The sequence below is a fragment of the Singulisphaera chitinilytica genome, from assembly GCF_049331405.1.
Lineage (GTDB): Bacteria > Planctomycetota > Planctomycetia > Isosphaerales > Isosphaeraceae > PoT.
The window spans coordinates 2275396-2301744 of sequence record NZ_CP186274.1 but is presented as its reverse complement, the minus strand read 5'-3'; the positions used below and the strand labels follow the sequence as shown (position 1 = coordinate 2301744).

Sequence of the window (26349 nt, the reverse complement as noted above, 5' to 3'; positions counted from 1 at the left end):
GCACATCGGCAGCGGCGATGCACCTTCGGGGCATGGCTTTTCGCGAAGAATTGACACCCAATCACCCTTCGCCGAAAAAACCCGGAAAGCCGCAAGTCGTGGCCGACGAACGAGTGCGATCGAGGCGAAGGGGAAACCTACGATGTCCTCGCGTTGCTGGATGCGTTCGGAGATTCGCCGCCACGAATCTCTCGGGCAATTCGACTGGTACGATCGGGCGGGAGGCTCATCCCGTCGATCGTGCTGGACTCGCGGGAGCTCAGAAAGAGGTCCACGCCCCGAGGCGTCGGCCTGTGCGCCTTGGGCGCATCGTCAGCAGTCCTCGACGGCTGCATCTGGACGCGGAGATCGGCGAATGCCTGCCCTTCGCTTCGTCGGCTCGTTGGCTGCGAGCCGCTGGGAAGGGCAACCCGCGGGGTCGAGGATTCCGTCGATATATCGCCGACGACGCTGTTGCGCCCCTTGATGAAGAGGTTGCGGCCGAGGCCTCCCCACAACTGATCGCGGGCGCCGTCGTCCTGCATGACCCCGTAGAGGATCTGATCGAGGGCGGCGCGGAACCTCGGGGCCGGGACGGGTGCGGCCCAGGCCCGGGCGAGTCCCGCGAGCACGACCGGATTGTTCAGCGTCGAGTCCTGCAAGATCTGCCCGGCGACGAGGACGTCGTTGCCTGCATCGCCATACAGATCATCGGCCGATCGCCCGCCGATCAGGAAGTCATTGCCGGGGCCGCCGAGCAGGACGTCCGCCCCGGCTCCCGCCCAGAGCAGGTCGTTGCCGGCGTCGCCGATGAGCACGGATCGAAGGCTGTCGTTCAGCGTGCTCGTTAAGACGACGTCGTTCCCTTCGTATCCGAATGCCTGGATCTGTGCGACCTCATCGCTCGCGAAGCTCCAGGCCCGGTCGTTGACCCTCGCCCTGATCTGGCCTTGGGTCTCGGCAACCTGGATGACGTCGGCTCCCGAAGTGCCGGCGACGATCAAACGATCCCCTTCGAGGAAAGCGTTCGCCCGATTGATGCTGACCCGGAAGTTCCCCGGAACGCCTGCGGGGATCGTGGCGCCGGTGCTGGACTGGATCGCGTTGGCGGAGAGCAGGATCGAGTAGAGCCCGTTGTCGGTTCGATCCCAGAACCCGCCGGCCCCCGTCACGCCGTAGGTGACGAACTGCGTGTTGCCGTTGGCCGAGGAGGTGACTCCGAGCATCACGGCCGCCTGGCGATATCCGCGAGGACCGACGACGGTCACGGCATTGGAGTCGTCGACGAGGCCTTCGCGATCGAGGGCCGTGAAGCCCTGATAGGCGACCGTGAAAGTTGCGGCATTCGCCGAGGCCCTCGTCACGTTCCTCCCCCGGATCGTGGCCTTCTGGCTCGCACGGCCCCCGAGGTCCATCCCGCTGAAATGGACGTCGCGATACGCATCGAAGAACGAGTATGTCCCCGCGCCCGAGCCATTGCGATTGAGTCGGCTCCGCAGGCCCGCGGGGACGTTCAGGACGAGGGAATCGCCGGCGCCGCCGGGGACGGCCCTCTGCCGGTCGCCATCGAGGATGAAGCTCGTGTAGGGGCTCGGCGTGACGAGGAAGATCCCCCGGGGTCCCTGGGCTCCGAGGACGTGAAGCGTCTGGATCGTCGGGTCGTACGTCACCCCGGCGAAAGTCGGGCGCGGGGGCAACGCGGGGGCCGGGTTATTCGCGATCGCGTCGGGCGTCACGATGTAGCCGGCGGTGCGAAGCCGCCCCGAGGCGTCGCGGGAAGCTCGGTCGTCGACGTTGATCTGGTTCGTGCCGAGCGGAGAGCCGGTCACGTGGACCACGCCGAGGAGCCTGTCGAGGTCCCCCCCAACCGAGACACCATCCGAGCCGATCCAGTACTGATTGGAACCGCCGCCGCCGAAGAGGTACGTCTCGGTGCCGCTCAACGTGCTGTTCACGGCGAAGTTTGTGTTGCTCGCCGTGCTGTGGATCTGGGCCTGGGCGACGTCCTGGCTCGTGATCTCACGGGAGCCGTTGACCAGGATCTTGCCGCCGTCGAGCAGGAACTGATTGTCGCCCGCCGCCCCCTGCACCAGCATCTGGTTCTGGCCGGCACCGCCGAGGAACTGGAGGTCCGCCTTCAGGCCGGCCAGGAAGACGTAGAGGTCATCATCGCCCCGATTCCCGAGGACCAGAACGCTGTTCGCGTTGATGGTCCCTGCCAGTGTGATCGAGGCCCGCCCACCCATCGCGGCCGCGCTGATGGCTGAAGTGTTCGAGGCGGAAAGGCTCGTGGGAGTGAGTTCGGTCGTGCCGCTCAGGTTCTGGACCGTGACGGCTTGTCCGCTGACGACGCTCCCGGCGGCGAGGGTCGTCGTGTTTCCGCCTTGCAGGAGGATGGTCCCCGCCGGTGCGCTGATGACGGAGGTGCTCCCGACGATCAGGTCTTGCGACGGGTTGAGCGTCGCCTGGACGATGTTGCCCTGATTGCTCGAGACCTGCCCGATGTTGAGGTCCCCCGCGACGTCGGTGATGTAGAAGCCGCCGACGCCGAAGCCACTCAGCACGCCGGGGTTGGGGCCGCGAAGCTCGGTCAGGATCGGGGCGGAGGCGATCCCGACGCTGCCATTCGCCCTGAGGTTGATCTCGCGGCCGCTGATCGGGCTCAGGACGGAGAGCGATATCGAGGCGGCATAGCTGCGACCCGTATAGAGCTGGACATTCGCCGATCCTTGCGAGGTGGAGAAAGTCGTCCCGAGCCGGAGGGTGACGCTCGTTTGCAGCTCCGTGTTCAGCCAGTTGCTTGAATTTGTGTTTTCATAAGGGATCGTGCCGCTCGTGATCGAGGCCGTTGCCGCCACGCTGCCGCTCGGGCTCACCTGCTGGTCGCTGTAACCGAAGACGTAGGAGGAGCCCGGGGCAAGGCTGCCGATCAAGAGCGTCAAGGGAGCCGTATTCGCTCCGGCCACGGCGACGTAGATCGACTGATAAACTGCGGCGAGCGTGTACGTTTCATTTTCGACGGAAAAGAGCAATGGTGTGACGTAATGGCCGGTACCCGGAGCGTAGAAGGAGAACGAGGTCGGGAAATTCTGCCCGCTGAAGATCTGATCGCTCAGGTAGACCTGCCCCTGGTCGCTGTCGATCTCCGGTTGCGAGACCGCGGGGTTGCCCACCGAGGCCTCGGTTGGCTGGCTGATGTCCCCGGCCGCCGTCAGGTTGACGGTCCCCAACGCACTCGAAACCTGGCCGACCTGCATGCTGCCCACCGGCTGGACGATGTTGATCGACCCGACGGCCCTCGCGTCGACGAGATCCTGGGCCCCGTTGGGCGTGCCGACCGTGATCGGGGTGGCCTCCGTCCCGATGATGGTCCCGGCGACGAGGTTGATCGTGGGAGCCGCGACGCTGATTGCCTCGCCGTTGTTCGCCTGCACGATCGAGCCGACCGCCGTGAGATTCGCCGGCCCGTAGGCGCCTCGGATCTTGCCGATGGTGAGGTCGCCGTCGGTCTGGACGATCGAGACCCCTTCCTGCCCGATCGCCGTGACCACGTTGGGCAGGCCGTCGATCGTGCCGATCTGGATGCCCGAGGACGCAAGCCCGATGCTCCCCCCTGCCCTCAGGTTGGTCTGCCCCGCGCCGATGAGTCCGGACACGGATAGCGTCATCGAGGCCGAGTAGATCCGCCCGCTATTGAGCGAATAATCGCCGCCGGTCACCGCGAACGTCTGGTCGATTTGCGGGTTCGTGCCGATCGAGAATCCCGTCCCCTCGGTCGTGTAGAGCCAGTCGCCGGAGGAGACGCTGGAGAAGACGACGGTGCCCGTGGAGATCGACGTGGCGTTGATCGCCCCGCCGCTCAGGGCGACGTCGCGATCGCTGTATCCGAAGGCATAGGTTTCATTGGGATCGAGGTGCCCTTGCAGTAACGAGAGGGCGCCGGTGTTCGGCCCAGCCTGGCTCGCGAGGATCGACTGATAGACCGCGGCCAGCGTGTAGACCCCGTTCTGAACCTGGAACACCATCGGCGTGACGTAGTGCCCGGGCGAGGTCGTATAGAAGGAGAACGAGGCCGGGCGATCCCTGCCGCTGAAGGTTTGGGTGTTGATATAGACCTGTCCCTCGTTGGTGTCGACGTTAGGCTGCGAGACCACGGGGTCGCCGACCGACGCGGCGATCGGCCTCAGGATGCTCCCGGTCGCGGTCAGGCTCACAGGACCGCTCGTGCTCTCGATCTGGCCCGCGTAGAGGTCCCCCTTCGGGGCGACGATGTAGACGCCCGCGGGGGCCGTCGCGTTGAGGTCGTTGTCGGTCGAGCCGTTCATCTCGAGTCGGAGTGGCGAACTCGGCATGCCGACGCTCCCGCCGGCCGTCAGGTTGATGGTCTGCCCGGAGACGATCCTCGAGACGGGGGTGAAGACGAAGTCGCTGATCGTCTGGATCGAGGTCCCCCCGCCGTCGCCCCCGGTGAAGCCGAGGTAGGCGGTCGACAGCCCGAGGACGGCCTTCAGGTCGATCCCCGTGTACGTCTGCGTGAAGGTCTGGCTAGGGTTCGTCGTGTCGACCAGCGTCTCGGTGAGCGTGCCGGCGATCGCGTCGTATTCGAGGGTCACGCGGATCGGGTCGCCGCTCGCTACATTGACGGAGCCCATCGGGTTGTAGATCCCCGACGACCCGTTCGTGACGAAGTTGGTCCCCTGGACGTGCTGATTATAGATGTTGATCTCATAAGCAACACCGGGGCTGATCCCTCCGGCATAGCCGAGCGAACCGCCGCTGCCGCCGAGGGCGTTGAGGCCCGATGGGCTCGTTTGCAGGACGAACGCCACGCCGTCGGCCGAGCCGTTGCCGGTGTACACGAAGCTCGTCGTGAAGCTGCCGGCCGAGACAGGGGTGTTGCACCAGGCGCTCCGGGCCTCGCCGCCGTTGCCGTCGGTCAGCGTGAGGACGTTGCCGGCGATGGTCGGTTCGGTCCCGTTGGTATTGAGCGTCCAGCCCGAGCCGTCCCCGCCGAATCCGGCGGTCCCCGCCTGGTTGAGGGTCACGATGTTGCCCGGGGCCGTCAGGTTGATCGCGCCGTCGGGGCTCGAGATCTCGCCGATGTGCAGGTCGCCGCTGGTCTGGCGGATCGAGACGCCTGTTTGGGCCGAGGCGTTGACGATGTCCGCGGTCGAGCCGATGCCCGCCGTGAGGATCGGGTCGTTGGGCGTGCCGACGCTCCCTCCCGCCCTCAGATCGATCAGCGGGCTGGAGATCAGGCCGGCCTGGGTGTCGCGTGAGATCGGGATCGAGACGAAGGCGGAGTAGACCCGGCCGCTCTGCAGCGGGACGACTCCCGGGCCCGGGTTCTGCGAGAAGGCCTGGTTGAGCGTCGGGGTCTCGCCCGCGGCGATGGTCGTCGTGGCGAGCCAATCGCCCGAGCTGTTGTTGTCATAAGTCACCGGCCCGCCATTGATCGACTTGGTGGTGATCTGCCCGTCCGACGCCTTCGTCACCTGGCGTTCGCTGAAGCCGAAGACGTATGTCTGACTCGGGTCGAGGCTGCCTTGCAGGAGGACCATCGGTGCCGAGTTCAGTCCGAGGCTGGTGGGCAGGATCGACTGGTAGACCGCCGCCAGGTTGTACGACCCGCCGCCGATCGTGAAGAGGAGCGGCGTCACATAGGTCAGCTCCGACGCATAAAAAGAGAACGAATCGGGGGCGTTCGCGCCGCTGAACGTTTGATTGTTGATGTAAACCTGGCCGGTGAACGTGTCGGTGTTCGGCCTCGAGACGGTGGGATCCCCGACCGACTGCGTCGCCCCCTTGAAGATGTTCCCCTGCGCCGAGAGGCTGACGGGCCCGCTCGAGGATTGCACTGCCCCGACATTCAGGTTGCTGGACGTATCCTCGACGAAGACGCCTTGAGGGGCCGTCGCGTTGAAGGAGCCCTGCTTGGCGCCGGTCATATTCGTCTTCAAGGCGGTCGATGGGGAGCCGATGCTGCCGGCCTGGGCGATCAGGTTGATCTGCTGGGCGATGATCGAACTCGGAACCGCGAGGCCGATCGATGCGGAATAGACGCGTCCGGAGTCGAGCGCGTTGCTCGCGCCGGTCAGGCCGAACGTCATGCCCAGGGAGAGGTTCGTGCTCGACGAGATCCCCGTCCCTTCGGTCGTGTAGAGCCAGTCGCCCGAGGCTGAATTCGCATAATTGATCGTGCCCGCCGTGGCCGAGATCGTGTTCAGCTCGCCATTCTGGTCGGCGCTCATGTTGCGGTCGGAGTAGCCGAAAACATAAGTCGCCGCGGGATCGAGCGAGCCCTCAGCGAGCACCAGTGGCGCCGTATTCACGCCGACACTCGCGGCCAGGATCGACTGATAGACGGCGGCCAATGTGTAGACGCCGTCCTTGACCGAGAAGAGCATCGGCGTGACGTAATTGCCCGTCGCGGGGGCGTAGAAGGAGAACGAGGTCGGCGTGTCCTCGCCGCTGAAGGGTTGCTGATTGATGTAGATTTCGCCCTGGTTCTCGTCGAGGTTCGGGCTCGAGACAACGGGGTCGCCGACGGTCTCGCTCGTCCCCGCGAGGACGCTGCCGGGGGCATCCAGGTTGACCGAGCCAGAGGCCGTCGTGATCTGGTTCACGACGAGGTTCCCCGTCGTCTCGGCGATCGTCACACCCGTCCCCGCGATCACATTCAGGCCGCCCCCTGAGGAACCATTGAGCTGGATCCGCAGAGGCTGCGTGACGCCAATCTGCACTCCTTGGGACGTTGTCGTGGCGGCTCCGGGCGTCTTGGCCTGGACGATGGCCGCCTGCTGGGTCGCGACGAGCGTCGCGTTGGTGAGGTCGGCGGAGCTGACATCCGCCGAGACGACGAAGTTCCCGACCGCACCGCTGGCGACGAGCGTGATGGTCGAGCCGACGACGTTGGGCTCGTCGGACGTGCCCGAAGACCCTGTGGTGGGCCTCGTGCTCAGGGCGCTCTTGTCGAGCGAGTACGTGAGTTGATCCTGGGTCCAGAGTGTATTCGCCGCCAGGTTCTTCGCCATCGCGACCGTCGGAGTAAACTGGAAGTCCGCGTCATACGCCTGGAAATCCGGAAGTGTGCTCCAGTCGGCGGGCAAGTAGATGTTGAACAGATTGACGAGCTGCTGATAGAGCCCATTCGCGTAGTTCGAGATTTGATCATTCGTGGGGTCGGTTAACCCGAGCGACGCGCCCGCCTGACCTTGATACATGGCCAGGCCCGTGGCGCTCAGGGTGAGGACGCCATCGCTCACCGTGCCGTTCTGGACGAGTTGCCAGTACTGCTGATAGTCGGTATCGATCGCGCTGATCAGGTTGGCGAGCTGAGTCTGGGCATACGACTCGTCGTCGAGGTGCAGGTCCTGCCAGACCTGCTGGGCCTCGGCGAGGGTCAGGCCGTTGGATTCCCAGGTCCGGCCGTCGAGGATGCTGCCATCGCGGACGGCGAGGTAGACGTCGCCGCTCGTCGACTGAATGCTCCGGACGACGAGGTTCCCCGAGGCCTGCTCGAGGCCGATATCTCCCTGGGCGTTCGCCTTGAGCGTCCCGCCCCTGACGCCGCCATCGGCCGCGGCCGTGCTCACGGCCTGGATCACCAGCGGCGTGCCCGACGAGCCGAGCGCACCACTGGAGCTGGCGAGGGCGAGGTTGTTGCCGGCGATGTTCACCGTCCCCGACGCCTGACCCGCCTGCGGTTCGACGTTTCCGGAGGCGTGGAGCACGACGTCGCCGTAGCCGTCGGCCTGGCTCCCCGCCGCGATCTGCCCGAGGATCACGCCGGAATCGACGTCGAGATAGATCCCGCCGCCGGTCGTGCTGGCATCGAGGATGCCGCCGGAGGTCATGGTGATCGCGAGTGGCCGACCCACGGCGCCGAGGCTCCCGCCGATCGTGCTCAACGTGAGGTTCTCGGCGGTAATCGACGCCCCGGGCGCGGCCGTGATCCCTCCGCTGGCGATGATGGTCGTGTCGTCGGAGACGTGCGTGATGGTCCCCGTGAGGATCACCGGGGCATTCGAATTGATCTGGAACGGTGCGTCGGTCACGCTCCCGAAATTGATGGCGATCGGGTTATCCGCCTTGACCGAGCTCGTCATGCTCAGCGAGACGTCGGTCGGATAGACGAAGTTCCAGGTGAAATTATTATTACTCGCTTGGTGCTTGATATAGCTCGCGTTGACCGTGACCGAGTTCGTCACCGAGCCGGTGATGCTCTGCGCGAAGTCGATCCCCTCGAGTTGCGGGACCGAGACGATCTGGCCGACGGGCGTCGAGGTCGTCGAGCCGTTCGACGGATCGTTGTAGAGCCATGGGTTGTTCTGCGAGCCATTGAACGCCCAATCGCTCATCGAGAAATTCGGGCCGTTGACATCGCTGGCGGTGCGACTCAGGCTCGCCACCTCGGTCCATTGCCAGCGCAGGCCGGCCTCTGGGCTGTAGCTCACGCTCGTGCCCGAGGTCGTGGAGCTGGGCAAGCTATTCAGCAGGTTCGCGCCGGCTGCCCCGGTGTAGACAGCGATCGATTGTCCCGGCTGGTACACGTACAAGGTCTGCTGCGAGGCCGCCGGCCGGATCGTATCGGTGATCGAGACCGCACTCAGGCCGACGTTCCCCCCCGCCTGGATATTCTGCACGACCACCGGGATCCCCGTGTCGTTCTGCACGGTGACCTGCCCCACGCCGCCGCTCATGTCGATGGCGCCCATCGTCGTGGAACTGATGATCGCCCCATTCAGCGAGACGAATCCCCCGGTGGTCGCGTCCTGGATGTCCTCGATCGTGATTTGATTGGTCTGGGCATTATATGAGGCATTGATCGGCTGATCCCCCGAGTTCACCGTCGTGACGGGGATGCTGAAGATGGCGCTCGCCGAGGTCCCGTCCTGGAAACTCTGCTGGAACGCCTGGAGCGTCGGGACGAGCGAGGCCGGCAGCGACACCGACTGGTTCTTCGGCTGGCCGGTCGTCTGGATCTGCCCGTTGATGTCGATGGTCTGCGCCTGGATCGAGACGTTGCGAGCCTGCACGGCCGCCGTCGCCGGGGGCAGGTTGGCGCTCGAGTAGGATTGGGTCGTCAAGAGCGAGACCGTCGCGATGTAGGGGAGCATCCCGTAAGGTCCGTCGGACGACCCTTCGTACTCCATCTGGTAGGCGCCCGACACCGTGCCGCCCGAGCCCGACGTGGTCAGGCTGCTGTTCGTGCCGTACGAGTCGTCGCCGCCGTAGATGTTCCCACCCTTCTTGTTCCCGTCGACGAACGCGGCCGACGCATAAGGCACGCTGTCCCCGAGGAAGACGAAGCTCGTGCCGCCGGAGTACTGGTCGTCGGTGTTGATTTGCCAGTGATTGTCGAGGAGGTTCGTAAAGGCGTTGGCGGCGTTCTGATCCCCACCGAAGTTGGACGCCGAGTAGAAACCGTCGGAGTTATAAACAGCATTTGCGACGTAAACGACGGCCTCGTTGGCGGACGGAGCCCCCTGGGTGCTGGGGTTCCCGCCGGGCCAGATCATCGCACTATTCCACTGCGAGTACGGATTGCCATTCACATACGCGACGCCCGGCGGCGGCACGTCGATGACGACCGAGCCGTTCGGCGCGGACATGCTCAGCGACGCCCCGACGATCGTCTGCTCCTGCCCGATCGATCCCGCCGCGTTGGTGATGGTGATCGGTCCCCCGAGGTTCTCGATGCTACCGGTGAGGAACAGAGCCGGGCCGTCGCCGGACCCGGATGGCTCGGAACCGTTATACGTCTGGCTGATCGTCACGCTGGGAAGGTTCGAGCCGCTCGGCGTGTTCGTCGGGTTCACCTGAGTGACGCCGATTCCGGCCCCCTGGACGTCCGAGAGATTGACCGAACCGGTGAAGAGGGCCTGTCCGCCGGGCAAGTTCGGGATGACGATCGGGCCAATTAAGAGATAGTCGGGGCTGTTGTTCGTGACCGAGATGCTGGGCGCACCATACGCGGTGATCGAGCCGCTCCCGGCGATCGTGTCGGCATTCAGCGTGACCGTTCCCCCGGCCGCGAAGAGAGGCCCGAGCGTGATCGCGCCGACGTTCGTATCGGCCACACTGATCTGCAGCAGTCCCTGACCCGGCGTATTGTCCGGAAAATTGTCCGAGACATACGTCAATGGATCGAACGAGGGGTTATAGCTCGAATGGACGGGGGCGTGCGGCGAGCCATCGGTGTTGATCTGGACGGTCGATGTGTACCCTCCGTCCTGGTCATTGGGGATGACGATCGTGAGCTCGTGGTAGATCCCCGCCGCGATGACCCCGTCCTGGGTCACACTTGATGAGGTGCTGCTGGTAGGTGTGCTGTCGTTGACGGTGATCGGGATGAACCCGATCTCATAGCCCTTGGCGGTCCCGGTCGCCGCGACGACTGGCGTGCCCGGATAGGCCCCGATGGTCACGTTCTCTCCGCTGCCGATCGCCACGGCCGCGAGCGTCTGTGACGGGTTGGCGTCGCTAGCCGTGGCCCCTTCGATGTCGAGCTGGGTGTTGCTGGCGAAGGTGGTGGTCGCGGTCGCCGTGGGGATCGCGATCAACCCATAGACAAATCCCTGGGCGACGGAATTGCCCGTCATCAGCGTGCTGGCCGAGCCGGTGGGGTCGTTCCCCGGCGTCAGGTTGACGTTGCCGAAGGCGGTCAGCCTGGAGCCGGTCTCGACGGTCACCGACTGGTTGCTCGTCACCGACATCGTTGCCTGGGCATCCCCGGCCGCGGCCAGGCCGCCGGTGCTGACACTCGCGCTGGTATCGGCGTTGACGGAGCTATACGTCCCGGCGCCGATGTTCCCGTCGCTCTCGAGCGTATTCCCCTGCCCGACCGTGACGTTGTTGTTCAGCGTCGCGAAGAGCAGTGAATTCACCCCCGCCGCCTGGATCAGGCCCCCGGTGGAGAGCGTCACCACGTCATTCGCATTCAAAATTGACGAGGCAAGCAGGACGATCCCGACCTGCGGAGACGCGGAGGAACCCGACTGCGGCACGGGATCATTCACCGACCGGATCGTGACTGAATCGCCGAGAGTGACATTCGCGTTGCCCGTCAGCATCGTCTCCGACTGGACCGCCGTGGCCGTCGCCCCGCCCCCGGCCGCCGCACTCGCGGCGCTACCGCCACTCGGCAAGACCTCGGTGAAGCGGTCCTGCGCGGAGAGGCTCACAAGTCCCGCTGCGTTGATGGTCGTGCCGTCGCCGATATTTATGGTTGCCGATGTATTGATCTGGTTGGATGCCATCGCGCCGCTCGCCCCGACCGCCGACGCATTCACCGAGCTGACATTCGGGGCATACTCGCTCTGATTGACCGAGGCGACGGTCACGCCCTTCCCATAAATCGTTCCCCCGACGAGTTCGGCCGTGACCGTTGAAGAGTCGTTCGTCTTGCCCTCGGCCGCGTTGCCGGCGACGAGCCCGCCGCTGCCCGCCGTGACCTTCGCCTCGTTCCCATCGAACCCGGCCGCGACCACCGACAAGGAGCCCGCACGCTTGCGGCTCATCACCGGGTCCGCGCCCAGCGACGCGAGGGTAGTCGCCTGCGAGGTGGCCGTTGCGTTGTTGCTCCCCGCGGCGAAGAATCCGCCCACGGCCACGCCCGTCGAGGACGCCAGTTGCCTCGTCGTGTTGCCCGCGAGGATCGAGACGTCGCCGTTCGGGAGCGTCACCGACGTGCCTGTATAAGCCTCGATGCTCCCCCCCGTCACCACCTCGCTCCCGGTCGCCACCAACCCGGCCAGGACGCCCCCCGAGCCCGCCTGCGAGGCCGCCGAGGCCGTGGCGTCCTTGCTCGCATCGAGGAGCCGTGTCGCCCTGACAATCAGGTTCGAGGCCGAGACGGAGGTCCCGTCGCCGAGGTAGCTCGCGGTATTCGTGTTGACCGTGGCCGAGCTCCGCACCGAGCCAACGGCCAAGCCGAGGCTCGCCTGAATGCCCAGCGCCGTCGCGCTGGCGACCGGCGTCTCCTGGGCCGAGATCAGCGCGGTGCCCGTTGCAACAATGTTGGAACCGCCCGTGTAGGCCTGGACGTCGGAGAGGATCGAAGCCACCGCCAGCGCCGCCCCGCCCGAGGCCACGATCGAACCCGCCGAGGCCTCGGTATAAGTCGTCGCGTAATCGAGGCTCGTCGCCGAGACGGTCAGATTCCCGCCGATTTTGAACGTCCCGCTGCCGAGGTAGGCGTTCACCGTGGCGGAGATCGCCGAGCGACCGTCCGCAACACCTACGCCGACCGTCTCGAGTGCAACACCGATGATCTTGATGTTCGCCGAGTTCGTCGCATTAGCCGTGATGTTCAGGATCGGGGCCGAGAGGTTGATGGCGTCGCTGACATAGGCCTCGACCGTCGGCCCGATCACGGTATGGGCGAAGTTCCCGCTGATCCCCCCCGCCAGGCCGATCGCCCCGTTCGTCGCCTTCGACATCCCCGTCTCGTTCGCGGTGGCCGAGACGTTGACGGCCCCATTCGTCACATAGCTTGTCGGCGAAGTCGCCGCGGGGGCATTCGACGCCGTGCCGATATACGCCGAGACACTGTTATGGATCAACGTCACCGCATTCGTGCCCGATCCCGCGGCCACCCCGACGACCACGCCAACCGCGTCCGCCTCGACGTCGTGACTGGCCGTTGCCGTCACCGAGAGATCGCCGATGTTGAGGATCGCGCCTCCGGCCAGGTAGGCGCTCGTCGACCCGCCGACATCGACCGAAGAGTAGAAGGCCCCGATCGACGCCAGGCCGACGGAGCCGCCATACGTCTCGGCGGTCACCACGTCATTGGACGTTGCGTTGATATTCAGCGCCCCATAACTCGATGGGTTGCTGATATTCAGCCCGGTGTTCACGACCGCCCCGGAACCGACGTAAGCCGAGGTCGCCGTATTGTCCGTCGAGAGGGCCTCCGCCCCCGCGGCGGCTCCCCCGATGGCGATGGCCACGGCCGTCGCGACGGCCTTGCCCGTGATCACGTTCGTCGAGAGCGCCGAGACATTGAACCCCTGCCCGCTCGTGTTGACGGTCCCGCCGACGATGAAGGCGTTGACGCTATCCGTCACCGTGTTGACCGCCCTCGAAGCCCCCGCGGAGGCCCCGACCACGCCCACGGAGAGGTCGCCGCTGCCGATGTCAAACCGGATCGTCGTCCGGTCGCTGGCGATGATGTTCACGATGGGGCCGGACGCCGTACCGTTGGCGGTGACCGTAGCACCCCCCTGCACCGCCGCGGTGATCGTGTTGGCAATCGTGTTCTTCGAGGCCGCACCGGAGGCCGCGAGCGCCGCGCCGGCCTCGGAAGCCGCTGCCGCCGCGGCCACGGCGACGCTCGTCGCATTCACCACGGCGCTCGAGTCCGCCAGGAGGCTCACGCCCCCCGCCGAGTTCACCTGCGTTGCGTCCGCGCCGCCGGACGTTGGGCTCCCCACGTATGCGGTGACCGTGTTGCTGATCGTGTTGTCCGCGAGGGTCGCCCCCGCCGCCAGGCTCAGGGCCGCCGTGCCCGCCGAGATCGCCACACTCCCGGCTCCCGCGTTGGAGAGCGTCTGGGAAGCGTCCTTGGCCGTCAGGCGGATGGCGTCGCTTGAGGTGCTCTGAGACGAGACGTTACTGTTCGAGTCGATATAGGCGGCGATCGTGTCCTTGATGGTGTTATACGAAGCCGCCCCCGACCCCGATGCCGCGCCCGCGGCTACGCTCCCGACTGCCGCCGTGACGGAAACCCCCAGGGCCAGCGACTGGATCGTGGCGGTCGACTTCGCGTCAAGGGCGAAGTTGCCCCCGGACGTGACATCGGATGAAGAAATGAACGCGCTGATATGATTCGTGATCGTATTGAGCGAGGCCCCGCCGGCGATCGCGATCGAGGCGGGCAAGGCCGAGCTGCTGACCGTCAGGCTCGCGCCGCCGCCATCGGACTGGATCGTAGAGTCGTCCGTGGCGGACAGGCTCACTCCGTCGGTCGCGTTGACTCCGATCGCATTCCCCGCCGCATCGGTCCCCGTGGATCCGGTGATCGAGGAGGTCACCGTGTTGTCGATCGTATTCTTCGAATACGCCCCGGCGCCGATCAGGTCGAGGTCGACGATCCCGCTGTTGCCGACGCCTACGCCCCCCGCCACGGTGATGCTCTGGATCGAGAACTTATCCGGCGCGTGCTGGGTGCTCGCGTCCAGATTGAGGCTCCCTCCCGCGTTGACGATCGAGCCATTGATATTCGATTCGATCGTGTCGGTGATCTTGTTCGTCGCCGCCGAGACCCCAACCGCGGCCGTCGCGCTGACCTGCGAGCCGGTCGAGATCCCGAAGACCGCCGAGCCCGCCGCCGCGAGGATCGTCACGTTTTCGACGGCATTCAGGTTGATGTCGCTCCCCTGCGGGTTGCTCGACGTGGCTCGTCCGCTCGTGACCACGCTCGGCGTCGTGACGCCATTGGCCGTCGAGGCCGTGATGATGGCCTTCGTGCGGTCGTTGACGGTGTTGTGCGACCCCGAGCCTGCCCCGGCGAATTGCAAGCCCGCCAGCGACGAGCCCGTCGAGATCGCACCGGCGACTCCCACGGCAAATGACTGGATATTCTCATTATTGGTCGCATCCAGGTTCACTTCGCCCGTGGAATGGACCGTCGACCCCTGAATGCTCGCCACGGTCGTGTCGACGATCGTATTAATCGCCGCCGCCGCGCCCACGGTGACCTGGACCCCAGCGAGGTTCGTTGCGTTGGACCCGGCGAGCGAGATGCCCCCCGCGATCGCCTCGATGCTGGACGCACCTGTCGCCGAGAGTGTCACGCCCCCGCCGTTGGTCGTGCTGACCTGGCTATCGCCCGAGATGAGGGCCTCGACCGTGATGCTCGTCGTATTAATCGATCCCGAGCCCGCGCCATCGAGCCCAACCGTCGCGACCCCCGTGCCGCTCGTGAACGACCCCGAGCCCGCCGCCGTGATCGCCTCGATGCTCGGGGCGGCGTGGGCCTTCACATTCACGCTGCCCGCCGACGCAATGGTTGAGCCGATGACGGCCGCCTGCACGGTGTCCGCCGCCTTCGGCGTCCCGATCGTGTTGACGGCGATGGAGGCCCCGATCGCGACCGAGACCGTCGGCAACCCCGACGTGTACTGGAACGACAGGGCCCCTGCCCCCGCGGTGATCGTCGACGTGTCCTTGGCCTCGACATCGACGTCGCCCGACGAGGTGCTGACCGAACTCCCCGCCTCGATCAAGGCCTCCGTCGTATCCGTGATCTTATTCACGACGCCCGATCCGACGAGCGCACCCCCGAGCACTTGGCTCGACACGCTGCCGCCGACCCCCGCCACGACGCTCAGGATCGTCTCGTCCGAGGTCGCCGCGACGCTAACTCCTCGGCTTGAATTCAGAGTCGAGCCGTTGATGAGGGCGCTCACAGCGTTGTCGATCTTGCTCGACGCGATCGCCGCCCCCACCGCGCCGACCCCCGTCGCGATGGAGACCTGCCCCGCCCCGGTATTGATCGTTGAGGTATCGTCGGCCGCGACGCTTACCCCGGCCGCGACGATGTTCGAGACCCCGGAAATGGACGCACTGGACGTATCGGCAATAGCATTGTTGACGATCGATCCCCCGGCTGCGAAGGTCGAGGCCCCCGCGCCTCCCGCCGCCGCGGTCGTGATCGGGGAGTCGGTGTGTGCGGACACCTCCAGGCTCGCCGCGGTCGTGACACTGGAGCCGTCGATGTAAGCCGACGCCGAGTCCTTGACCGTGCTGGTGACGAGCGCCGCCCCGACCGACGTCCCGCTCGTCGCGACGGAGACCTGCCCCGCCCCCACCTTGATCGTGGCAGTATTGCTGCTCGAAATCTTCGCTGCGCCGGCCGAGATATTCGGACTGGCCGCGATGTAAGCACTCGTTGCGTCGGTGATCGTGCTGGTGACGATCGAACCTCCCTCCGCCGACTTCTCCGCCCCCTCTCCTCCGGCCGCCACCGCGATGATCTCGGCCGACGTGTCCGCGAGGATGTGCAGGTCTCCCTGGACGCCGATGGTCGAGGCGTCGATGTATGCCGCGTTCATATTTGTAATCGTATTCGTGAGCTTCGCCGCCCCCTTGGCGCTGCTCTTGGTGGAGCCACTGCCCGAACCGTCGCCCGACGAATTGCCGCTGGACGACCCACCCGTGGCGATCGCGACCTGACCCGCGCCGGCGTCGATTTGCGTCGCATCATCGCTGGAGATCGTCAGGTTCCCGGCCTGCACGTCCGAGCCGTTGAGGATCGCCGCCTCGGTCGTGTCGGTGACGGTGTTGGTGACGATCGCCCCGGCCTTGGCCGACGTCTCGGCTCCAACCCCGCCGGCCGCCACCGCGATGTTCTCGGCCGACGTCTTGGCCTGCACCTTCACCGCGCCCGTCGCATTCAGGTTGGAGCCGTCGACCCCCGCCTGAACCGTATCCTTGATCGTGTTGGAGATCTCTGCGGCCCCCTCGGCGGTGCCGCTTGTGGCGACCGAGACCTGGCCGGAGCCGACGTTGATGGTCGAGGCGTCCTCGGCGCCGACGTCGATCGTCGGCGATGCGATCTCCTGGCTACCGCTGATATAAGCTTTCGTCGTATCTTCGATCGTGTTGACGACCGTCGAGCCCCCCTTGGCCGAGGTCGCCGCGCCGGTCCCTCCCGCCGCCACCGCGGTCATCTTCGCGGTCGAGCTGGCGTCGACGACGATGCCTGCCGTGGCGCCGGTTCCCGTCGACACCGACGAATCTTCGATGAACGCCTCCGTGTCATTTGCGATCGTGCTGATGGCCTTGGCCGAGCCCTCCGCGCCGGGCAAGGTCGTGCCGCCCGGCGTCGATGCCGACGCATTGGAGGTCGTCCCGCCCGTCGGTGCCGACCCTCCCATCGCGATCGACACGTTCCCAGCACCGACGTTGACGGTCGACGAATTTGCGCTCGCCACGACCACGCCGCCGGTCGTCGTCACTTGACTCCCGGAGATCGACGCGGTCGTCGGATCCTTGATTGAGTTCGTGGCCGTCGCCCCTCCCTCGGCCGAGGACGAGGCCCCGCTCCCTCCCGCCGTCACGGCCGTGATGGTCTCGTCGGAACTGGCCCCCACGCCCAGGGCCCCAGCGACGGTCAATGTCGAGCCATCAATGGTCGCAACGACCGTGTTATTGATCGTATTCGTCGCCGAGGCCGAGCCCACCGCCCCCGCCCCGGTCGCGATGCTGACCTGCCCCGATCCCGTCTCGATCCTGGACTCATCCTTCGCCGCAATCCCCATCCCTGCCGCCGAAACCACCTGGCTGCCGTTCGCGACCGAGGCCGTCGTCTGATTCGTAATTGTATTCTTGACCGTCGAACCGTCCTGCGAGGAAGTTGAACCTCCGCTCCCTCCCGCCGCCACCGCGATGATGTCGGCCCCCGATGTGGCCGCGAGCGTGAGCCCCCCTGACGTCGTCGTCAGCGATGCGCCCGAGGCCGACGCCAGCACCGCGTTCGTGATGGTATTAGTCGTCGAGGCACTCCCCGCCGCCGATCCGCTCGTCGCGATCGAGACCTGCCCCGCCCCCACATTGATCGCAGAGTTATCCGCGGCCGCTAGCCCAATGCTCCCCGCACTAACCACCGATCCCTGCGAGATCTCGGCCGTCGTCGTATCGGCGATCGAGTTCGTCACCGTCGAACCGGCCTGCGACGTCGACCCTCCGCTGCCCCCCGCCGCCACGGCCAGGATGGAGGCATTCGAGGTCGCCTCGACCTGAATCGCCCCCGGGCCGACCGATACTCTGGAATCGTCGATACCACTTTCGACGGTGGACGTGATCGTGTTCGTCAACGTCGCGGAACCTGCCGCACTTCCGCTCGTCGCGATCGCGACCTGTCCCGAGCCCACGTTGATAGCCGAGCTGTTACCACTCGTCAGCGACAAGGAACCGGCCTCGACAAGCGAGTGCCCGGTAATCCCCGCGGTGGTGCTGCCCGCGATGGTGTTGGCGATCGTCGAACTAACCTGCGACGACGCCGAGCCCCCTGCCGCTCCAACGGCAACTGCCGTGATCGACGCCGAGGTGGTCGCCTCGACTTTGACATTGCCATCGGTCGCGACGTGGGACGTTTCAATAAACGCCTTGGTGTTATCGGTGATCGAACTCGTCGTCGAGGCCGCTCCGACGCCCGTCCCCTGAGTCGAACCGCCGGTCCCGATCGAGAACTCTCCCGAGCCGACATTGATGGTCGATGAGTTGATGCTCGAGACATTCAGGCTTGCCACCGCGATTTTCGGGGAGCCCGAAATGCTCGCCGTGGTGGGATCCTCGATCGTGTTGACGACCGTCGAACCGCTCTGCGCCGAGGTCGCGCCAACGGCACCTCCGGCGGCCACGGCGGTGATCGTCTCGTTGGATGTCGCCGAGAGGCTCAATGCGTCGGCAGAATCAATCGAGGACGTGTCGATTCCTGCACTGACAGAATTATTGATGGAGTTCGTGACGCTCGCCGAGCCGACTGCCGAGCCGCTCGTGGCGATGCTGACTTGCCCTGCTCCCGCCCCGATGGTCGAAGCATCGCCAGCCAACACACTCACCCCACCGGTCGAGTTGACGCGGCTCCCATCAATGCTCGCGGCGACGTCGTTATCGATCGTATTGGCGACGATCGATCCCCCCTGGGCCGAGGTATCCGCACCGCTACCTCCCGCCGCCACCGCGATGATTTGCGCCGTCGAATTGGCCTGAAGCGATAGGTCGCCCGCCGTAGTCGTGACCGAGGAATCGGCGATGGCGGCCAGCACCGTGTTGGCGATCGAATTGGTCGCCGAGGCGTTCCCGACGGCCGAACCGCTCGTCGCGATCGAGACCTGCCCCGCGCCGACGCCGATCGACGAAGCATCAGTGCTCGTGACGTTCACACCCGATGCCGAGACTCTCGAGCGACTAACAATGCCAGCCCGAACCGTTCCCGTGATCGAGTTGTTGACGGTCGAACCCGCCTGGGCCGAGGTCGATCCGCCGCTGCCCCCCGCCGCGACGACCGTTACGGGCGAATCTGAGAGCGCGGTGACAGACACGGTTCCCGATGCATTCACCGTCGAATTACTGATGCTGGCGACGACGGTGCTCTGGATCGTGCTGGACGCCGTCGCCGCGCCGACGGCGTTCCCGCTGGACGCGATCGCGACCTGGCCGGAGCCCACCTCGATCGTTGAGGTATTGCTGCTTGCGACCTTCACGATCGGGGCCGTGATCGCCGGGCTGTTCAAGATCGTCGCTGTCGTCGCTCTGCTGACGGCGTTGCTGACCACTGAGCCCGCCTGGCTCGCCGAGCCAGCACCGCTGCCCCCCGTTGCAACGGCCGTGATCCGCGAATGAGAATCGGCGACGACGGCAATAGCTCCTCGAGTCGTCACGACGTTCGACGCGTCGATGAGGCTCGCGTTGCTACCATTGATCGAGTTGTTCGCCGTCGCCGAACCCGCCGCACTGGCACTCGTGGCGATGCCGACTTGCCCCGCCCCCGCGTTGACCTGAGACCCGTCGATGCTGGTGACGAGAACCCCAGTCGCGGCTTGGATCGTCGAACCGGTGATTGTCGCCGCGATGTTGTTCTGGATGGCGTTGTCGACCCGCGAGCCCCCCGGTTGGGCGGCGCTCCCGTTCGATCCCGAGACCGCCAGGCTCGTGATCGTCGCTGCTTCCTGGCTGATGACTGAGATCACACCAGCCGAGGACGTGACCGTCGAGTTCGAAACCTCGGCCGTGATCGTGTTGCTGACCGCGTTGCGGGCGACGGCCCCGCCCAGAGGAGTTGCCGTGCCGAGGCCAACTCCCCCCGCCCCATTCCCGATCGTCGGCGCATCAACGGCGGTCACGACGATGCTGCCGCCGGCCGTCACCTGGGAGCCATTCGCGATGACCGCCGAAATCTGCTGGTTGACCGAACTCGACGTCACCGAACCGCTGCCGATGGCAACGGCGACGAGCATGCTATCGACCGTCGTCGGCATGGACAGGCTGGCACCGATGCCCGCGAAGTCGCTGATGTTGGCGGTCGAGATCTGCGGCAAAGCCCCCTGGAACTGCAACCCGGCGGAGACGAGGATGTCGCCGACGACATTGACCCGCGAGGCGTCGATATAAGCCGAAGTCGAGCCGGGTGCGGGTTCCGAATCGTCGCCATCTGGATCGTCCGACTTGTCTCGCTTGCCTATCTCGTTGTAGGCGACAGCCGCTCCGACGCCGAGTGCCCCGGCCGCACCGAAGGCTCCGGCCACCGCGACCTCAAGCGCCGACTCGAAGGCGGTTATGACGAGATCGCCGCCGACCGAGACGTCGGAGCCCCCCGCGATGAAGGCTGAGACAGTGTTGATCACTGAGTTCGCAGCGACCGAACCGTCAACCCCCAGGTCGCTTCCGAGGCTTCCTCCGGCGGCGAGTGAAATCAACGTCGGCTTCGATGTCGCCGCGATCCTGAGGTCGCCGATCACTTGCATCGTGGTATCATCCACATTCGCGGTGATCGTGTTGCGAATCAAGTTCTCACTATTTGCGACACCGGCGGCAGCAGTCGTGGAGCCGGTCGAGGCGAGGTTGCCCGAGGCCGAGACGAGATATGAGTCGTCGGTCGCCTCGACGTCCGCGGAACCGCCGACGACGAGGTTGGAACTTTCGTCGATCGACGCCTCGATGGTCATCGTCACCCGGTTCACCGTCGCGCTGGCGGCCCCCGAGACACTCGTCGCGCCGCTTGCATAACCCGGGGCCAGGCCGAGCGAGCCGACGTTGGCGCTCGACGTGGCCTGGATCGACAGATCCCCCTGAACGTTCAGGCTTGAAGCGCTGACGTAGGCTGAGATTGTTGGGCTGATCGAGATGTATCCGAAGGAGACGCCGATGCCTCCCATGCTCGCCACGCCAGTCGCGCCGCCAATCGCCACGAAGATCGTGTTGTCCTGGGCCGTCACAGTCACGTCGCCGGATACGCTGCTGAGGGCGAGGTCGGAAAGGTAAGCCTCGGTTTCCCCCGTATAAAAGATCAGCGATGCCGAAGCGGCCACCGCCGAGCTCGTGCCGACCGAAGCCCCCGAACCGCCGAGGGTCATCGCCCCCAGGTTATTGTTTCGCGTCGCCTTCATGACGAGTGGGCCGGTCACGGTCAGTTGTGCTTCCTGAGCCGAGGCCGACGTCATGCCGCCGAATTCGACTTCACCGTAGGATCCGGCGATTCCTGCACTCCCGTTGACCCCAGAACCCGCCGCGGCATACCCGCCGACTAAGGCGACGAGTATGGAGTCATCTTCCGCGACAATCGTCAACGGGCCGGTTGCAAAATTTCCCTTATCGTTGATGGAGGCGAGTGTATTGCTGATCTCCCGGCTGTAAGCCGCATCGCCGGAAATCCCGATACCCCACGAAGACGGCGCGATGTTCAGGCCCGTCGGCTGAGTGCCGGGGGAACTCGGTGCGGAGGCCGTCAGGTGAGAGCCGGCGAGCGCGAAATTGACCTGGGTCCCATTCGTGCTGGCGGCGATCGAGACCGGGCCCGCGATATTCCAGGTCGAAGAGCCGGAGGTGTTCGAGGAGCTCGTTTCGTCGCCGACGATAGCCTGGGTCGTCCTCGACAGCTCATTCAGGACGCCGCTCGTGCCGATGCCGAAGTTGGAACCCTTGAATGCGGAGCCGGAGACGGTGATCAGGTCGAGAGTATCATTCGCATCGATATTCACCGCACCATTTGTAGACGCGTTGCTGCTCAGCGTCGTCCCTCCGGCGACCTGGGCGTTCGTCGTGGTGTTGGCGTTGAAATAGGCGAAGGTGCCGTTGGTGCCGTAAACACCCCCCGAGCCGAAGCCGCCACTGTTCAGGCCCCCGGCCGTGCCGATGGTGACGTCCACGACCTCCTGGTTGGCCTCGACGTTGAAACCGCCCTGCCCGAAGTTGATCCTTGTCCCCGCTCCTCCCAACGTGGCGAGTGTCGTGTCGCTCAGGACGATGATATTCAACGATGCCCCGACCCCCACGACCTCGCCGGCGCCGTCGGGCAGGATCGTGTTTGCGACGCCGCCCCAGCCGGCGTCGTCATAGCCCTGGACGAGGTTCACGGGCAGGAAGTCGAAGCCAGTGTTCCCCGCGTAGTTGACGACCTGAAACGTGGTGTTCGCAGCGACATCAATAGCTTGCGGGCCGAAGCGGTACGCCGGATCCTGGTTGATCAGGGCCCCGGCGCCGATGGTGGCCTCGGAGTCGTTGACATAATTCGTCCAGTTGATCGAACCCGAGAGGTCCGCGGGTTGCTGCGACGACGTGGCCGCGGCGTCGGCCCAGTTATTGACGAGAGCACCCTCGAGCCCCAGGGTCGATTTCAGGAACTTGAAGGTGTCCGTCAGCAGGTTAGAGCCGAGCGCGGATTTTGCATCAAAGCCGTTCGGATTGTTGATCTGGCCGGCCCAGGGATAGGAGACGTCCGAGGTCACGTTGAGGGCGTCGGCCGCGTCAATTTGGCTTCCGCCGTCGATGAGCGCTTTCGCGGAGTTGTTCAGGCTACTGACGAGGATGGCGGTCGCTACTGAGAGCCGTGGGGCCGTCGAGGCGGGTTGGGCCTGCTCCTGCGTCAACGTCGCATCGACGCCGGCCTTATTGGCTTCCACGATCTTCGCCGACACCGTGACGTTGCCGCTCGATTTCAGGATGGCGTTGGAGCCGACCTCGGCGACGGACGAATTCGTCACGCTCTCGACCAGGAACGAGCCGGTGACCGAGAGGAGGTCGACAAGCCCGGCGAGGAAGGCGCGGAGCGAGGCATCGGCCATCCCCTGCGCGGCGAGTGAGGCGAAGGTTTCCTTCACCGGGTCGCCGGAAGTGGACGTCGAGACGGGCATGCTCCCGGTTGGCAGATCATCGAGGAGGCGATACTTGATGGGCGGTTCGCCACCAATCCCGGCAGCCACGCCCAGGGTCTCGCGGCTCGTGAGGGTCGAGGTGATGCTGATGCCCTGGGAGACCACTGGTGTCAGGGACTGGGCCACTCCGGACATATAAGAGTGGTCGAGGGTTTCGAGCGGCACGGCCTTCTGAAAATCGAGGAGGTTCCCATTGGTGTCCGCGAGTTGGATGAGGTTCGGGTTCGAGGGATTCGGGAGCCGGACGTCATAGACCCGCCCATCGACGAGGCTTCCGGTTGAAGCACCTAACGCCCCGGTATAAGTCAGGGCTTCACCATGAACCAGAGCGGTGCCATTCCCCTGCGGAACGACCGTGAGAGTGTGCTGAATCGCGTCAATGCCCACGATCAGGAACGTCCGCCCATCGCTCGTTCGCAGGGTCTCATCGAGGCTGAGGGAAACGGGTTTGCCATTCGCACCCTGGCCGACCGGAATCAAGTGGACGAGCGTGACACCGTCCGCCGAGCCAGGAACGACGGAGACGCGGTAGGCGGCTCCGTCGACGAGCCCGCCTATGGTTGTGCCGGGGCTGCTGCTGTGATAGATGACGGTCGTACCGTCGGGGATCGGCGAGGTCATTCCCGGGAAGACCAGCGCATTGCCCTCGCCGGTGCCATCGGAGGTCATTGCCCGGGGGATCGCAGTAGTCTGGGCGTTGCCCTGGGCGTCGGTCCAGGTCAGCCTCGGGAGTTGTCGGGTGGGATCGGCCGCCTCGGCGTCGTTGCGGGTGGCGGCGAGTTGCAGGGTGCGAGGACTTCCCGAAGGAGAACTCGCAATGGCGGCCGGGTCGACGACGGCGTAATAGGTTGCCCCATCGGTCAAGCCCGTGACGTTCGTCCCCAGGCCCGAGGTGTAGGTGAGGGCGTCTCCGTTCGCCAGGCTGACCTTCGCGAGGTCGGACGGGTTGAGGACGAGCAGATTGGCGTTGGTGTTGAACCCGACGACCCGGACGACCTGGCCTGAATTCGTCGTGAGCGTCGGGCTGGCATCAAGAGCGACGGCCTTGCCATCCGCGCCCAGGAGTTGAATGGCGTACTGCCCCGCGACGGAGCTGTTGACGAGGTGGACTCGATACGTCCCCGACAGGGGGCCGACGATCTCCCCCTGATCGTTGTCGTAGCCGAGGAATTGCCCTGCCGCGGGGGCGAAATTCACCGCCTGGCCTTCGGTGAAGCCGGGATTGAAGTTGAACAGGATTTGATCGTTCGACGCGTCCACGTCGGAGATGGGCAGGCCAGCGATCGTGGGGTACTGGCCGAACCCGATCGCTCTGCCGGCGCGGGCGTCTTCCGCGGTTTGGGCGAGTTGGATGTAAGTGTGGGTGCCATCGCTGCCGACGATCGCGTAATAGACCTGGCCGCTCGTCAGCCCGAGGATCGGGCCACCGAGCCCACTGCTGTATGAGAGCGCCTCGCCCGTCGTGTAGCCGGGGTTCGCCATGAAGACGAATCGGCTGTTCTCGTAGTCGACCTGATTGCTGGCGCCGAAGGAGCCATTTCCGGCCGCGAACGAGGTGCTCAGGAAAGGGTTGATCGTCTCCTGGCTGCCGGTGAGCCTGCCTCCCGCGACGATGGTCCCATCGACATAGGCCTTGACGTTGGCGTTGACGTTGGTCCCGGCACCGGCCAGGCCCACACGGCCGTCCTGATATGAGGCCGTCTGCACGTTGACGACGTTGTTATTCGTGGCCGTCGCCGCGACGTTGACGTTGCCGCTCGGCGAACTGATCAGGGCTCCTTGCGCGACGGTGGCGAGCGAGGTCGTCGCGAGGTTGTTGTACGCCCCCGAGATCCCGAGGTCGTTCGGCAGGATCGGGGCACTCCCCGCGTTCTGGGCCACCAGCGACGAGCCCGACGCGGTCGTCTTCGTCGTCGAGGTGATCGACACGCCGGCGATCGCCGTGATCGTGGCGTGGGCGTCGATCGTCGCCTCGGCGTCGGTGAAGGCCTCGTTGAGGGAGAAGCTCCCAGACACCGCGCCAGGCGATGTCCCGCTCCACGAGATCGCGTCGCTGGTCGAATTGGCCGTTGCCGATCCGGAGACCGTCACCGAGCCCGAGCTCGTGATGCTGGCGTAGGCCCCCACCTTCGTCGTCGCCGAGGCCGACGTGACGAGGACGGTGACAGGAACCGAGCCGAATTGTCCCAGGTAATCCGCGACCCGCTGCTCGACGCCCGAAATCCCGGCGAGAAGGCCAGCGCCGCTCGTCGAACCCACCGCGAGTGTCGCGGGCTTCGTGTTTCCGGCGATCGAAGTCAGCGAGACGTCGGAGCCCGAGAGGAAGGCACCCGTCCCGATCGAGATCGACGCGGCGAAGCTCGCACCCAGGAGGTTGCCGGATGAATTAAGGAGTGATTTGACCTGGGCATTTGAATCCGTCGCCGAGAGCGTTATGGGACCGTTACCCGAGGCGTTGCTCCCCTGGGCGGCGAGTTGGTCGAACGAACCGACCGAGATCGTGGGCGCGTTCAGGGCGAGGGCGCCGGCCGTCCCCGAAGGAGAGGACGTCGAGATCGCGATGGGGAGGAAGAGCTGGATCGTCCCCTGATCGCTCGGGTCGGGCAGGTGGACTGCGTATTGCGTACCCGGCAGGAGGCTGCCGGAAACCGAGCCCGCGAAGGTGACCAACTCGCCTTCGTGGAGCCCCGCGCCGCTCAGGCCAGCGACGGTCAAGCGACCGGTGTTCGGAGCGCCCCCCGTGATGTTGAAGGAGCTGCCCTGGCTCGTCTGGAGTGTCCCCGCGAACCCGGTGACGAGCGGGGCGTCATCGACCGTGATATTGCCCCCGCTGAGGTTGAGAGGGTTCCCCTGGGTGCTCAGGCTCGCGTTGATCTCGAGGGGCCCCGAGGTTGAATAGATGCCGCCCCCTTGATCCATCCCGGCCATGAACAACGTGCCGACGACCTCGACCCCGGTGGCTCCTTGGTAGGTGACGGACGTGCCCGCGCCGATGGCGAGGCCCGTGCTCTCGTACGTGCTCGGCCCGGGCGTGCTGTACTCCAGGATCCCGTTGGCCACCTTGAGGTAGAGGTCGTCGGCACCGGTGTCGGTGGTGAATGCGATCGAGTTCGACCCCGTCGTGAAGCTCACGCTGAGGACGGTCCGCTCCTCGAGGACCTCGAGTGATTCCAACTGGTAGCGGAGCTGCTCGTCCCGGCGCCTTCGGGTCAGGGCCTTACCAGCCTCTCGGCGCTGCTTCTTCCGGCCCTTCGAGCCGAACCACGAGCCGGAATTGGAAAACGGGAACATCGCACGACTCCCGGTGATATCTCAGGGTGGAATACGGAAGATCTCGCATCGATCCCGAACTGCTTCGAAATCGCGACCGGATGCGCAATCGCGCACGCATGTGTGGTTTACAGTCGGAAGTCTGGCCCGTATGGAGGCGCGCAGGCATCGGTCATCGGCAGTCGGACCGCATCGTCAAGGATTATGGATAGGCGAC

The 26349-nt window shown here is 65.6% G+C and carries 1 protein-coding gene; it reads right to left on the bottom strand.

Annotation, left to right across the window (positions count from 1 at the left end; translation table 11 throughout):
• Positions 1 to 137 precede the first annotated feature (137 nt).
• Entirely contained in the window at positions 138 to 26153 is a 26016-nt protein-coding gene (locus ACOYYX_RS09170) for a hypothetical protein (RefSeq protein WP_422931728.1), read from the bottom strand.
• Between the last annotated feature and the right edge of the window lie 196 nt (positions 26154 to 26349).